The organism is Pseudovibrio sp. Tun.PSC04-5.I4, assembly GCF_900104145.1.
In the GTDB taxonomy this organism is placed as follows: Bacteria; Pseudomonadota; Alphaproteobacteria; order Rhizobiales; family Stappiaceae; genus Pseudovibrio.
In genome coordinates, this window is record NZ_FNLB01000006.1 from 723,966 (window position 1) to 738,170 (window position 14,205).

Annotated in this window: 10 protein-coding genes; 6 read left to right on the forward strand and 4 right to left on the reverse strand. The window is 50.2% G+C overall.

The window, feature by feature from the left end; genetic code table 11:
- Positions 1–358: 358 nt before the first annotated feature.
- The 4 genes from BLS62_RS08405 to BLS62_RS08420 all read left to right on the forward strand — a co-directional run bounded on the left by BLS62_RS08405 (position 359) and on the right by BLS62_RS08420 (position 5,733).
- Positions 359–1,945 (forward strand): peptide ABC transporter substrate-binding protein, encoded by a 1,587-nt coding sequence (locus BLS62_RS08405; protein WP_093179305.1) that lies wholly within the window; start codon positions 359–361, stop codon positions 1,943–1,945.
- Between the two features lie 105 nt (positions 1,946–2,050).
- A complete protein-coding gene (oppB, locus tag BLS62_RS08410; RefSeq protein ID WP_093179308.1) occupies positions 2,051–2,974 on the forward strand; it encodes an oligopeptide ABC transporter permease OppB in 924 nt (307 codons plus the stop codon).
- Positions 2,975–2,985: 11 nt separating this feature from the next.
- The gene (locus BLS62_RS08415) at positions 2,986–4,113 is read left to right on the forward strand and encodes an ABC transporter permease subunit (protein WP_093179311.1); all 1,128 of its coding nucleotides are present in this window, start codon (positions 2,986–2,988) and stop codon (positions 4,111–4,113) included.
- Between the two features lie 9 nt (positions 4,114–4,122).
- Positions 4,123–5,733 (forward strand): ABC transporter ATP-binding protein, encoded by a 1,611-nt coding sequence (locus BLS62_RS08420; protein WP_093179313.1) that lies wholly within the window; start codon positions 4,123–4,125, stop codon positions 5,731–5,733.
- Between the two features lie 79 nt (positions 5,734–5,812).
- Here BLS62_RS08420 and BLS62_RS08425 read toward each other — a convergent pair whose 3' ends face one another.
- A complete protein-coding gene (locus tag BLS62_RS08425; RefSeq protein WP_093179315.1) occupies positions 5,813–6,880 on the reverse strand; it encodes a dipeptidase in 1,068 nt (355 codons plus the stop codon).
- Between the two features lie 200 nt (positions 6,881–7,080).
- Positions 7,081–7,725, reverse strand: a complete 645-nt coding sequence (locus BLS62_RS08430; protein ID WP_093179317.1) for a PAQR family membrane homeostasis protein TrhA — start codon at positions 7,723–7,725, stop codon at positions 7,081–7,083.
- Between the two features lie 472 nt (positions 7,726–8,197).
- Between BLS62_RS08430 and BLS62_RS08435 the strand changes: the two genes are divergently transcribed.
- Entirely contained in the window at positions 8,198–9,664 is a 1,467-nt protein-coding gene (locus BLS62_RS08435) for a helicase HerA domain-containing protein (protein WP_093179319.1), read from the forward strand.
- Positions 9,665–9,672: 8 nt separating this feature from the next.
- On the opposite strand, the gene BLS62_RS08440 is transcribed toward BLS62_RS08435, so the two are convergent.
- Together BLS62_RS08440 and BLS62_RS08445 are read right to left on the reverse strand one after the other, a co-directional pair.
- Positions 9,673–10,542 (reverse strand): hypothetical protein, encoded by an 870-nt coding sequence (locus BLS62_RS08440; protein ID WP_093179321.1) that lies wholly within the window; start codon positions 10,540–10,542, stop codon positions 9,673–9,675.
- A gap of 177 nt (positions 10,543–10,719) precedes the next feature.
- Positions 10,720–11,637, reverse strand: a complete 918-nt coding sequence (locus BLS62_RS08445) for a DMT family transporter (RefSeq protein ID WP_208990753.1) — start codon at positions 11,635–11,637, stop codon at positions 10,720–10,722.
- A gap of 354 nt (positions 11,638–11,991) precedes the next feature.
- Between BLS62_RS08445 and BLS62_RS08450 the strand changes: the two genes are divergently transcribed.
- Complete coding sequence (locus BLS62_RS08450) at positions 11,992–14,175, forward strand: malate synthase G (RefSeq protein WP_093179325.1); 2,184 nt, start codon at positions 11,992–11,994, stop codon at positions 14,173–14,175.
- Positions 14,176–14,205: the final 30 nt, after the last annotated feature.

The following is a 14,205-nucleotide window of genomic DNA, read 5'->3' on the forward strand; positions in this document are numbered from 1 at the left end:
TAACGTTTTTCAACGCTCAGATTAAATTTGTCGCTAGTGCTCTACCACAAATGAGCTTGCGTTAAAGTTTTTTGCAAACCCTGTGAAAAAACGCCCTTCAAATACGACAAGCGTCATTGTGACGCGATTTGAAAAGATTTAGTGCTCTATTTTGAAATAATTGTTCTTATTTTTGATGAAAATAGAAATTTTACGTCTCCAATCGTCTATTCAGCAAACAGCTTGATACGATATTGTTCGATTGTGGGGAAAATTTGGTCGAGCGCTACTTGCCATATAAACACAACAATGAAATGTTGCTGCCAACTGCCAGCTTCCAAATCTGGCGGAACGTAACTTGAGGAGAGGGGAAATCTGAATGATTAAGTCAATTCGTATGTCGGCCTTAGCTGCTGCTCTTATTACTGCAACATCACTTTCTGCAATGGCTGAAACTGTATACAACCGTGGTAACTCTGCTGACCCAGAAACTCTTGACCAGCACAAGACATCTACAACCTATGAAGCTCATATTCTGCGCGACCTTTACGAAGGTCTGGTAACATACAACGCAAAAGGTGAGATCATTCCAGGTGTAGCTGAAAGCTGGACTGTTTCTGACGATGGTTTGACCTACATCTTCAAATTCCGCGATAACGCTCAGTGGTCCAACGGTGATCCAGTACTTGCAGGAGATTTTGTTTATTCCCTGCGTCGTATCATGGATCCGATGACTGGTGCGAAGTACGCAAACGTTCTTTACCCAATCCTCAATGCAGAAGCCGTGAACAAAGGTGATATGGAAGGCGACAAGCTTGCTGTTAAAGCGCTTGATGATCGCACCCTTGAAATTAAACTCAAGGCTCCAACCCCTTACTTCATCCAGCTGCTGGGCCACCAGTCAGCTCTGCCAGTACATCCAGCATCTGTTGAGAAATACGGCTCTGACTTCGTGAAGCCAGAAAACATCGTAACCAACGGTGCATTCGTGCTGTCCAGCTTCATTCCAAATGATGCTGTAACTGTAGTTAAGAACCCATACTTCCACGATGCCGCTAATGTAGCGCTCGACAAAGTTAAGTTCTACCCAACTGAAGATCGTGGTGCTGCTCTTCGCCGCTTCCAAGCTGGCGAACTCGACACCAACAACGATGCACCGCTGGAACAGATTGAATTCATTCGCAAAGAACTCGGTTCCCAGTTCAAAGTTGCTCCGTACCTGGGTACTTACTACTACGCGTTGAACCACGAATCTGAATCCATGAAAGACCCTGAAATACGTCAGGCTCTCTCAATGGCAATCGACCGTGATTTCCTCGCAGAAGACATCTGGGGCGGCACCATGGTTGCTGCTTACTCACTGGTTCCTCCTGGAATCGGTAACTACGGTGAGCCAGCGTACTCCGAATGGGCAGACATGGATCTCTTGGATCGCGAAGATGCGGCCAAAAAAATTCTTGAGTCCAAAGGGTACAACGAGAGCAATCCGCTTAAAGTTGAAATCCGCTACAACACCTCAGAAAACCACAAGAACACAGCAGTTGCGATTGCTGACATGTGGAAGCCTCTCGGTGTTGAAGTTTCCATGTTGAACACAGATACAAAAACACATTACGCAAACCTGCGTGACCGTGGTGACTTTGACGTGGCACGTGCTGGCTGGATCGGTGACTACTCTGACCCGCAGAACTTCCTGTTTATGGCAGAAAGTGACAATGACGGTTTCAACTACGCTCGCTACAATAATCCTGAGTACGATGCACTCATGGATGAAGCAGCGGTAACAGTTGATCTGGAAGCGCGCGCGGTCACCTTGAAGAAAGCTGAAACAATCTTCATGCGGGATCTGCCATTTGTGCCTTTGATGTACTACGGATCCAAAAATCTTGTTTCCGACAAGATTTCTGGTTTTGAGACCAACCTTTTGGATATACATCCAAGTCGCTTCGTCAAGATTAGCAAATAGTCTTTAACTCTACTTAAAATGCCAGTCATGCAAACTGTGGTGTGACTGGCATTTTTGTGAACTATCGGCAAATAAAAACGATAAACAGCTGGAGAAGCAAGGCCCATGTTACGCTATGTCCTGAGCAGATTGCTCAGCGCGATACCGACCTTGTTCTTGATTATTACCATTTCCTTCTTCCTGATGCGCGTTGCGCCGGGTGGTCCGTTCGATTTGGAACGTCCGTTGGAAGCAAAGGTTATGGAAAACCTGAACAAGATATACAATTTGGATAAATCTCTTTGGGAACAGTACTTTATCTACCTAAAGAGCGTGTTGTCCGGTGATTTTGGCCCGAGTTTCTTCTTCCGAGATTTCTCGATAAATGAACTGTTCGCTCAAAGTCTTCCAATTTCCATTCAGCTCGGCATGTCTGCTCTTGCTCTTGCGTTGGCTGTTGGTGGGTTTTTGGGGGTCATCGCAGCGTTGCGCCAAAACAAAAGCGTCGACTACTCCGTTATGGCAGCGGCGACCTTGGGCGTTACGATTCCTAACTTTGTGGTCGCTCCAATCTTGACCCTCATTTTTGGGGTTTACTTTGGGTGGTTGCCAGTTGGTGGCTGGAATGGTGGTGCCTTCGTCAACATGGTTCTGCCTGTTGTGACCTTGGCTTTGCCTCAGATCGCAGTTGTTGCCCGTTTGACCCGTGGTTCTATGATTGAAGCTTTGCGCTCCAACCATGTTCGCACCGCTCGCGCTTATGGCCTGTCCGGTTACACCGTTGTTGTCGTTCACGCATTGCGTGGGGCCGTGCTGCCGGTTGTATCCTACCTCGGCCCTGCCGCTGCAGCGTTGCTGACTGGTTCCGTTGTTATCGAGACTATCTTCGGTATTCCGGGCATTGGTCGCTACTTCGTACAAGGTGCTCTGAACCGCGACTACACTCTGGTAATGGGTACCGTCGTCGTGGTTGCGTGCTTCGTAATTATTTTCAACCTCATAGTGGATCTGCTTTACGCATTGCTCGATCCGCGTGTGCGTTTTGATTGAGGACTCGTGTAATGAGTGTTTCCTCCGACCAGCTGACAGAAGCCCCAAAAATGGGCCGCTCGCTGTGGGATGACGCCCGTGATCGTCTTCTTGCAAACAAAGCAGCGGTAACCTCGCTCATCGTGCTGGCAGTGATTACGCTGCTATCCGTAGTGGGGCCAATGCTTACTCCGCATCCGTACGATCAGGTTTTCCGCGACTACGTTAAAGTACCAGCAAGCCTGGAAGCATACCCAAAGCAGGATCAGATCGAGCCTGTTTTTGCGACCATTGCAAAACGTGCGCGGATGAAGGTTGCGAGCTATGAGCTAAAAGACGATCAGGTCGTTGCAACAATAACGTCCCGCCGCAAAGTGGATGAGCGTTACGCACGTTATTTTGATCGTTCAGACCTGTTTGAAAATGCTGCAATCAGCGCCATTTCTGCAGACAAGAAGAGCGCAACAATAACCGCAGACGTGCAGTACATGCATTTCTTCTTCGGTACTGATGCAAACGGACGCGACATGCTGAGCCGTACTTTGATTGCTGGCCGCGTGTCCTTGACCATTGGTCTGCTGGCAACGTTTGTGGCGATCAGCATCGGTGTGTTCTGGGGCGCGGCTTCAGGTTACTTCGGTGGCAAGGTTGACCTTCTGATGATGCGTATCGTGGATATCTTGTATTCACTGCCATTCATCTTCTTCGTGATCATGCTTGTTGTGTTCTTTGGCCGTAACTTCGTTTTGATGTTTATTGCCGTTGGTGCTGTTGAGTGGCTTGATATGGCGCGTATTGTTCGCGGCCAGACCCTTTCCATCAAACGTCAGGAATACGTGCAGGCTGCGGAAGCTATGGGTGTTGAGGGGCTTGGCATTGTTAAACGCCATATCATTCCAAACACTCTTGGCCCGGTTGTGATTTACATGACCCTGCTGGTTCCAAAAGTTATCCTGCTGGAGAGCTTCCTTTCCTTCCTGGGGCTGGGTGTTCAAGAACCAATGACCTCTTGGGGTGTGTTGATCTCTGAAGGCGCGCGTAACCTGCAAGGTTCGGCTTGGATGCTGATATTCCCGGCGATCTTCCTCACCTCAACGCTGTTTGCGTTGAACTTCATCGGCGACGGTCTGCGCGATGCGCTTGACCCTAAGGATCGATAAGAGGACAGAATGAGCAAGATTAACAAAAATACTGTTCTTGAAATTGACGGCCTCAAAGTTGATTTCCAAACCAACTCTGGAATGGTTCATGCTGTTAAAGGCGTGAATATCCATGTGGATTCTGGCGAAACCGTCGCAATCGTTGGTGAATCTGGTTCTGGTAAATCCCAGACCATGATGGCAGCCATGGGGCTTTTGGCGGGTAACGGCATCACCACTGGTGAAGTTCGCTACCGTGGTCAAAACATCCTCGGCTCGTCCATCAGTCAGCTCAACAAGGTCCGTGGCGCGAAAGTGACCATGATCTTCCAGGAGCCGATGACCTCACTGGATCCGCTGTACACTGTAGAGCGTCAGCTCTGTGAGCCAATGGTTGAGCACGGTGAGTACACATGGGCAGCGGCGAAGAAACGCGCAGTTGAACTGCTGGAGCTTGTTGGTATTCCTGAGCCTGCTCGTAAGGTAAAAGCACACCCCTATGAGATGTCCGGCGGCCAACGTCAGCGTGTGATGATCGCGATGGCTCTTGCCAACGATCCTGACATTTTGATTGCAGATGAACCAACCACCGCTCTGGATGTGACCACACAGGCGCAGATCCTTGAGCTGATGGCTGATCTTCAAAAGCGCCTCGGTATGGCTATTGTATTCATTACCCATGATCTGGGTATCGTTGAGCGCAATTCCGACCGCGTGTACGTGATGAAGTCTGGTGAAGTTGTTGAAGAAGGCCCGACCAAAGAGATCTTTGGTAACCCGAAAAACGACTACACCAAGATGCTTCTGGATGCTGAACCAACCGGTTCAAAGAGCATGGTTCCGCTCAGTAATCCGATTGTTCTGGATGCAGACAAGGTGCGGGTTGAGTTTGAGACCGAGGGCGGCTTCTGGAAGCCAAACCATGTTCTGCGTGCTGTCGACGACATTTCTTTGGAAGTACGCGAAGGTCAGACACTTGGCATCGTGGGTGAATCCGGTTCTGGGAAATCCACTCTAGGTCGTGCTGTTCTGCAGCTTTTGCCAAACGCCAGTGGTCGCGTCGTCTATCAGGGCAACGATATCACGGGTGCAAGCGCAAAGAAGATGCGTCCTCTTCGTAAAGAGATGCAGTTGATCTTCCAGGATCCATTTGGGTCTTTGTCGCCGCGTATGACAGTTGGTCAGATCATCACAGAAGGTCTGTTGGTTCACGAACCGCAACTTTCTGCGAAGGAACGCGACCAACGTGCATGTCAGGCGCTTGAAGAAGTGTCCATGGACTCTGCGATGCGCAATCGCTACCCGCACGAGTTCTCTGGTGGTCAGCGTCAGCGTATCGCAATTGCTCGGACCATGATCTTAAATCCTAAGCTGGTGGTGCTAGACGAGCCAACCTCAGCATTGGACCGTACGGTTCAAAAGCAGGTGATTGAGCTTCTGCGCAATCTGCAAAAAGATCATGGGCTGACGTATTTGTTCATCTCACACGATTTGGCTGTTGTACGCGCAATGTCCGATACTGTGATCGTGATGCAAAAAGGTGTTGTTGTTGAGAAGGGTCTTGCAGATGAGATCTTCAACAATCCGAAAGAAGCTTACACCAAGGAACTTATTTCAGCGGCTGCTTTGAAGCCTGAATAAGATCCACCAAATGGTGAGAAATAGAAAAAACCCCGGAGCAAGCGCTTCGGGGTTTTGTTTTTTAAATTTGGAACAGGCTCTAAATACCAGCACGCTCCAGAACATTGATCCAGTTTTTGTGAGCTATCTTGGAAATCAATTCCTCTCCAAAATCTGCTTTGCGGAAGACTTCAATTAAATTCGGAAGGCCCGCAACATCCTTGATGTCATTGGCAACCAGACACCCATCGAAATCTGACCCGATCGCAACTCCGTCTTCACCCAGTTTGTTGATCAGGTGGTCCGCATGACGCAGGATGACATCCAACGGCATATCCGGGTCCATCTTGCCATCCGGGCGCAGGAAGAAGACAGCAAAGTTGATACCCACAAGCCCCTTCGTTTCGGCAATCGCATCAAGCTGCTTCTCGGTTAAGTTCCGAGACATTGGGCAGATATTGTAAACATTGGAGTGGCTGGCAACAATCGGCTTCTCGGTGATTTTGGCCAGATCCCAAAACCCTTTTTCGTTGAGGTGAGACACGTCAAGTTGAATGCCGCGCTGATTACACTGACGCACAAGTTCCTTGCCAAGGTCCGTGAGGCCGGGGCCGATATCAGGCGTTTGCTGGTATTCCATGGGAACACCATACCCAAAGATCGTCTCACGGCTCCATACGGGCCCTAAAGACCGCAGGCCGCGATTGTAAAGCAACTCCAGCGCTTCAAAGTCTTTGTCGATACACTCTGCGCCCTCAACATGGAGCATCATTGCCAGCTTGTCGGCAGCCATCGCTGATTTGATGTCTGAGGTGCTTCGGCAAATCCGAACTTCACCCTCTGAGGTGGCTTCTATCTCATAAGCGATATCGGTCAGCTTCAGTGTGTAATCCAATGCGATAGGCTGGGTTACTTCCACAAAGTGTTCAGGGCTTTTGAAATCAACTTCCTTGCCTTCCGCCGGCTTTTTCTGCTGAGAGGGAGTGAACATGGCAAACAATCCGCCTGCAAAACCACCTTTACGGGCGCGGGGCAAATCGATGTGATCGTAACCAGCTTCCTCAAAGAAACTGCGTTCTTTGGGAGTGTTGGAGCGTCGCTCTAGTGAAAGCAGCGTATCGTTGTGTCCATCAAAAACAGGAACAAGGTTGGGCGTGGTCTCGGTCATGATGTACTCCGAAATGGGATAGGGAGCGCTGGAAACACATATCGCGCCCAAAAAAATACGAGATTATAATACCTAGTGAGGGTTCGGGTGCTTTGCAATTCGCTGAGGGATAAAGATTTCTCAACAATCACGTTGACGAACGGTCAATAAAAAAGCGCAGATCAGTTTCCGCGCTTTTCATTGCGAGAGTTAGGGGCTGGCTAAACCAGACCGGGCAGGGCAACATCCACCATGATCATCGCAAAGTGACAGGCCGCCGCTGAAAGCACAAAACCATGCCAGATCGCATTTTGAAAGGGCAGGCTCTTCCAGATGTAAAACAGGGTGCCAACAGTATAAAGGCCACCACCTGTTGCCAGAAGCGTAAAGCCTGATATGGAAAGTTCATTGTAGATCGGAACAATCGCAAAAAAGCTCACCCAACCCATAGCCAGGTAAATCGGGACGGCTAATTTGTCCATCTTGTTGATATGCAAAATCTTAATTGCAGCACCAGCGATCGCACAGATCCAGATGCCGACCAGCATCAAGGTTCCAAGCCATCCGCCAAGAACCATCAGACATAAAGGCGTATAGGTACCTGCAATCAGGAAATAGATCGCAGAATGATCAAGACGGCGCAAAAGACCAATCTTATTGTCTTTTTCCAAAATGTTGTAGGTTGCAGAGCAGATCAGCATAGCCAGAAGTGTACCTACATAAATGTAGATACTGAGTTGCCGTGCAAAATCATTGGCCGCCCACAAAACCATAATAAAGGCTGTTGTTGCAGCTGCTCCAAATGCAATCCCCAAAATGTGGATGACGCCGTCAGCCACTCTCTCTGCGTAAGTTTCTTGCCTCATCCGCGCACAATCCCCCCAACTTTCCCAAACTGTGTTCGACCACATAATGCAGGGCGCGGCCTTTGAACTCAACTATAACTAAGTTGAAATTTGGACATTTACTGGGCAAATTTAAAAACGATAGGCCTTGCCCCTTGGAAATCGGGCATATCCAATTGCCAGTTTCATTCAGATGTGGCATTGCCTCTTATAGTTCCTCATAAGGAGCTGCTCTGGTTTGAAATACCTGCTGGGGCTTGTGGGAAAGAGCAGTCGGGTGATGTGTGCCTTTGCTATTTTCGCAAGAATCGGAGATTTTGCGCTTTCTTCCCAAGGAGCAGACGGAGACATTCATCAGGTTTGGCGTGATTGGCTTGTGCCAACATAATGGATCTGAAGGATGAAACGTCCGCGTAGCGCAGTTGTTAGAGTTAGTAGTGCCGGAACCTCGGTCAATCCCCTGCCTCTCAGGAGGCACAACAAGAGATTTTGAATGACGGTCAGCATCGAAATGGGTGTCAAACCTAATGGCACCTCCTCTGTTGTCGATCTTGAAGAATTGCTTGCAACACGCCTTCTTGTGCAGGGAAACTCAGGGTCGGGTAAATCCCACCTTTTGCGCAGGCTCATGGAGCAGAGCGCACCCTGGGTACAGCAGGTGGTGATTGACCCGGAAGGCGATTTTGTATCGCTGGCAGATGAATTTGGGCATGTGGTGATCGAGGCGACGATGAATGATCGCGAACTCACCATGATTGCTGCACGTGTGCGCCAACACCGCATTTCCGTTATCCTGAATCTGGAACAACTTGAGCCGGACAAACAGCTTAAAGCTGCCGCTGCGTTCATGAATGGCCTGTTCGATTCAGAGCGCCAGTACTGGTATCCAGTTTTGGTTGTGGTTGATGAAGCCCAGCTGTTTGCACCTGCCGCCTCGGGTGATTTTGGCGAAGAAGCCCGACGCTTGTCCCTGATGGCAATGACCAACTTGATGTGCCGTGGCCGTAAGCGTGGTCTTGCTGGCATCATCGCGACGCAGCGCCTTGCAAAGCTGGCAAAGAACGTGGCCGCCGAAGCCTCCAACTTCCTCATGGGACGTACGTTCCTTGATATTGATATGGCCCGCGCCTCTGACTTGCTTGGTATGGATCGCCGTCAGGCAGAGCAGTTCCGTAACCTGGAACGGGGCCAATTCATCTCGCTCGGCCCTGCAATGACACGCCGCCCGCAAAAAGTGATCATCGGAGACGTTGTGACCGGCAGTCGCGGTGGATCTCCCAAGTTGATGCCGATGCCAAGTCAGCCGGTAGAAACTGCAGCAGAGCTGATCTTCACAGCGACTGAAAACGATCCTGTACTGAACAACAACCGGATCGCTGCACCTTCTGCAAAAGATGTGATGATGCAACTGTCTCATACAGCCGCAAGCAACATGCAGGCGCAGCACAAGGAAGTCGTGGAAGCTGAGCCGGAAGATCTTTTCAATCTGGAAGAGAAAAACCAGCAATATAAAGAAATCATTGGTAAAATTCTGGAGGACCCAGAAGCCTCCTTCGCGCCTGTCTCACAGCTCTATCAGGATTTTCAGGTTCGTTGCCGTATTGACCGTCTGAAATCGCAGGACCTTGCCAAGTTCCGCAAACTCCTCTCTGTCGCCCGGGCTGGTGTCGGCAAAAAGGAAGTCGAAGACGTTGACTGGCAGCAGGCTGAAGTCGTTGCCGCCCAACTTCCTGAAGAGATGCGTGGTGTCTATCTCCTGCTCGCAAAAGCTGCAATGGCAGGGGAAGCGTGTCCGGCGGATCTGGATATCGCAAAAGCGTATGGTACGCGCTCACCGGGCAGGGCTCGTTGGTTGCTCACCCATATGGAAGAGCGTGGTTTCATTATCTGTGCCAGTGACTTGCGCGGAAATCGCATTGTGACCTTGCCAGATATCGGCAAGCAGACCGCCACCAAGTAGAGACGCCTCTAGCGGCCATCTGGTAAGGAATGGCCGCCCACAGGTCCTTTGATCTCATCAAAGAACGTCGTTTCTGTGCTGCGTGAGCAGGTTGAGCAAAGGTGCGGCTTGTGAGGCAATGCATACTTCAGACAGCAAGCCTTGCGCCGGGGCGCATACTCAAGTCGGCCTTCATGGTTACGTTGCCGCCAAATAATGCCGCCACTGATCTTCTTTCCCAAACTCGCCAGATAAGCTCGCATCAAACCCGCAACGGCTGCTGGTTTTGCACCATGGCGACGTAACACCAGCATTGGCGAAATGATGGAAACGGCAACCGTGGAATAGAACACGGAGGGCGGCACTTTTCTCTTGCCCAGCTCACGGTTAAACACCTCGATGATCTCTTCAAAACAGATGGATAGCGCGAACAGTTCCGAAGGTCCCTGTGCTGGATCCAGTTCAACATCCTCCAGCATCAGCCGGGGGTCGTAATAGAGCTCTACCCATGGCGACTTGCTATGCAGGATAAAGCGCAGCTCACTGGATCGTGGTGCACGGCCTGAAAGCAGATAGGTGATGGAAAGCCTGTTTAAAATAGCTTGGCTGATGGACTTCATCGCCAGACTTGCTGCAATCTTGGTTGTTTGCGCGCCCTTATCCTCTTTGAAAAAGTGAATAAGATGCTCTGCAACAAGAGAAAAATTGCCATCAAAACCTGAAAAATCACGAAGCTCGGCAACCACCACATTGTGAGTGGGGTGCGTAATTGCTCGTGCAGAAACCAGCTTTCCTCCATCTGGATGAGCAGAGGTAAGCAGACCTGAAAACCGTGCGGGAATCCCGGCGTTTTCAGAGGTTGGAATATTTGGAAGCGGTTGGCTCGACGAACCTGCCAATGCAAAACCTCAGATGCAGGAGTATCGGTAACGAGGCGTGCACGTCTGGCTAATGAGCTGGCTGAACATTACACAACAACACTTGTGCGCTTCTTAGCACAAAAACAAAGTCTACTGGAATGGTAGACTTTGCGCGCTGTGAGTAATGCACCTATTAGTTTCATTGCTTCGTTCGCATCAGGTTTTTTTGAACCGCTTTTCCCAAGCAAATTTCTCAGCAATCCAGATACCACCAAGCACGAGCGTGAGGGCAACACCGTGGTAAAGCGCGAACACTTCGCCCAGTAATAGGATTGCCATGGCTGATGCAAAGACAGGAACGAGGTTGACAAAAACCCCGGCTCTGCTTGGACCAATCAGCTCGACGCCACGCATGAAAGACAACTGCGCAAGGAAAGAGGGGCACAGGGCAATATACAAAATAACCAGCCACCCCTGCGAGGTTGGCCAGGAAAGGGTTTCCTGACTGTATTCAACGCCGAGCATTGGAATGGATACCAGAGCAGCAACGAACGCCATAACCGCAAAGAAGGCGAGGGCTGGAACCTTAGGGCGGTTTCGCAGGGCCAGAGTATACCCGGCATAAAGGACTGCCGCGATCAACATGAGACCATCACCGGGATTGATCTGCATATTGAGCAGAATTGCGAGGCTTCCTTGGCAAGCGACCACAAGAACGCCGACCAGTGTAAGAACAATTCCAAACAACTGAACCAACGTGACCCGTGAACCAAATAGGAAAAATGCCCCGATCACCACGATCATTGGGATGGAGCCCTGCAAAATGCCCATGTTCAGAGCCGTGGTGTTGTGAGCTGCCAGATAAAACAATCCGTTGAAACCGGAAAAGCCAAAAGCTGCCATGAGTGCGATGCTGATCAGGTGAGGCCTGATGTTGGCCCAATGTTCAATCAGGTCTCGCCACGCGATGAAGCCCATCAAAACAGCAACAATCGTCCATCTCAAAAAGACAATAACCATCGGCGACACGTGCCCGACAGCAAGCTGGCTCGCCACGGCGTTTCCGCTCCACATAAGCGTGGTCAACACCAAAAGCAGCATAGGTCTGCTGTAGAGGCCTGTGAAAAATGGCATGAAGTTTGTCCGTTAATGATCCGGCAGAGGAAGAGGCGATGCCAGAATGATGCGTACACAGTTCGCTCCGTTCACGATATTTTGCAAGGTTAATTTCCGCAAGCGCTGTAGAGGTTTCATCAATAAAGCTCAAAATTTTGCCTAAAACCTGCTGAAATTCCATCAAATTGACCAAAACATAGGCTCTGCTGGCAAAAACTCGGGAGGCTTTGAATTTTCATAGCGTTTCGCACTGGTGAGAACCGAATTGATGCATTGAAACTTGAGATTGAATTTGCGAGGGTCTGTGCTGAATGAATTGAATTGCAGGATGTGACGGCTAATCCTGCACAAAAAGATAATATGAGGGGACCCATGTCGCAGAGAGTTAGCGTTGCATCGCTTCAAGTTGCACCTGAACTGTTTAAGTTCATTGAAAAGGAAGCTCTGCCTGGAACAGGTGTGAGCTCTGATCAGTTTTGGGACGGCTTTTCCAAGATCATTAAAGATCTGACGCCAAAAAACCGCGAACTTCTGGAAACCCGTGAAACCCTGCAGACGCAGATTGACGAATGGCACAAAGCCAATCCGGGTGCTATCGATCTGGAAGCCTATAAGGCGTTCCTGAAGGAAATCGGATACCTCCAGGAAGAAGGCGAAAGCTTTGATGTAGATTCCGACAATGTAGATCCGGAAATCGCAGAACTTGCCGGACCACAGCTTGTCGTTCCAGTCATGAACGCCCGTTACGCACTCAACGCCGCAAACGCACGCTGGGGCTCACTTTATGATGCGCTCTACGGCACGGATGCCATGGGCAGCTCCCCACAGGCTGGCGGATACAATGCGCAGCGTGGCGCAGAAGTTATCGCCTTTGCGCGTAAAAAGCTCGACGAAGCTTTGCCGCTGGATGAAGGCAGTTGGGTTGATGTCACCGAATTCGCCATTTTAGGCGGATCATTGGCTTTGACGCTGGTGAATGAAGATATGGCTGGCCTTCAGGATCCACTTGGCTTTGTGGGATACACCGGAAGTAAAGACGAACCTAAATCCATTCTGCTTCAGAAAAACGGTCTGCACTTTGATGTGTTGTTTGACCGATCCAGCCCCATTGGATCAGTAGATAAAGCAGGCATCAGCGACATCATTCTTGAATCCGCAGTCTCCACCATTGTGGACTGTGAGGATTCTGTTGCAGCCGTAGACGGTGAAGACAAAGCACTCGCCTACCACAACTGGCTCGGCCTTATGAGCGGCAACCTCAAAGAGACCGTTAAAAAGGGCGAGCGCACAATTACGCGGCAACTTAATGCTGATCGCATCTATACCGATGCGCAAGGAGACCAACTGGCACTTAAAGGCCGTTCTCTCATGCTGGTGCGCAACGTTGGTCATCTCATGACCAACCCGGCCATATTAGATGAAGACGGCAATGAGGTCTTTGAGGGCCTGATGGATGCCATGGTGACGTCCCTGTGCGCGATCCACGACATTGGCCTGCGGGAAGGTGCTACGGTTCGTAACATGAACTCCGTTTCAGGGTCCGTTTACATCGTAAAACCGAAGATGCACGGACCAGAGGAAGTTGCCTTCGCAAACACACTGTTTGAGCGTGTTGAAGATGTGCTGGAGCTTCCGCGCAATACCCTCAAAATGGGTATTATGGATGAAGAGCGCCGCACCACAATCAACCTCAAAGAGTGTATCCGCGCTGCAAAGTCTCGTGTTTGCTTCATCAACACCGGCTTCCTCGACAGAACCGGCGATGAGATGCATACATCCATGGAAGCGGGCCCAATGATCCGCAAAGCGGACATGAAGCAGTCCGCATGGATCACCGCCTATGAGAACCACAACGTAGATACCGGTCTTGCGTGCGGTCTGCGTGAGCATGCGCAAATCGGCAAAGGCATGTGGGCCATGCCAGATCTGATGCATGCTATGTTGGAGCAAAAGATAGGTCACCCGAAAGCCGGTGCTAACACCGCTTGGGTTCCCTCTCCAACAGCGGCAACGCTGCATGCACTGCATTACCATCAGATCTGCGTGCCTGCGGTTCAGGAAGAACTGTCCACCCGCACACCTGCCAAGCTGGATGATATTCTGTCCATTCCGGTTGCAACCAATCCAAACTGGACACCGGAAGATATTCAGGCTGAGATCGACAACAACGCGCAGGGCATCCTCGGCTACGTTGTTCGTTGGGTGGAGCAGGGCATCGGTTGTTCCAAGGTTCCAGACATCAACAATGTGGAACTGATGGAAGATCGCGCGACCTGCCGCATTTCCTCTCAGCACATTGCCAACTGGCTGCATCACAACGTCTGCTCACGAGAGCAAGCGATGGAAACCATGAAGCGCATGGCAGCTGTGGTGGATAGTCAAAATGCTGGTGACGCTGCCTACCACAACATGGCTCCTGACTTTGAAAACTCGGTCGCCTTCCAAGCAGCCTGTGATCTTGTGTTCAAAGGACGCGTTCAGCCAAGTGGCTACACAGAACCTGTTCTGCACAAGCGCCGCTTGGAAGCAAAAGCTAAGTTTGCGGTTTCTGCATAATTAATTAGGGTCTTGCGCAACTCACAAAAG

Excerpts from the sequence above, each read along its gene's own strand:
- BLS62_RS08420 (WP_093179313.1), top strand. The coding sequence starts at position 4,123 with ATGAGCAAGATTAACAAAAATACTGTTCTTGAAATTGACGGCCTCAAA.
- BLS62_RS08450 (WP_093179325.1), top strand. The coding sequence starts at position 11,992 with ATGTCGCAGAGAGTTAGCGTTGCATCGCTTCAAGTTGCACCTGAACTG.
- BLS62_RS08405 (WP_093179305.1), top strand. The coding sequence starts at position 359 with ATGATTAAGTCAATTCGTATGTCGGCCTTAGCTGCTGCTCTTATTACT.
- BLS62_RS08435 (WP_093179319.1), top strand. The coding sequence starts at position 8,198 with ATGACGGTCAGCATCGAAATGGGTGTCAAACCTAATGGCACCTCCTCT.
- BLS62_RS08415 (WP_093179311.1), top strand. The coding sequence starts at position 2,986 with ATGAGTGTTTCCTCCGACCAGCTGACAGAAGCCCCAAAAATGGGCCGC.
- oppB (WP_093179308.1), top strand. The coding sequence starts at position 2,051 with ATGTTACGCTATGTCCTGAGCAGATTGCTCAGCGCGATACCGACCTTG.
- BLS62_RS08430 (WP_093179317.1), bottom strand. The coding sequence starts at position 7,725 with ATGAGGCAAGAAACTTACGCAGAGAGAGTGGCTGACGGCGTCATCCAC.
- BLS62_RS08445 (WP_208990753.1), bottom strand. The coding sequence starts at position 11,637 with ATGCCATTTTTCACAGGCCTCTACAGCAGACCTATGCTGCTTTTGGTG.
- BLS62_RS08425 (WP_093179315.1), bottom strand. The coding sequence starts at position 6,880 with ATGACCGAGACCACGCCCAACCTTGTTCCTGTTTTTGATGGACACAAC.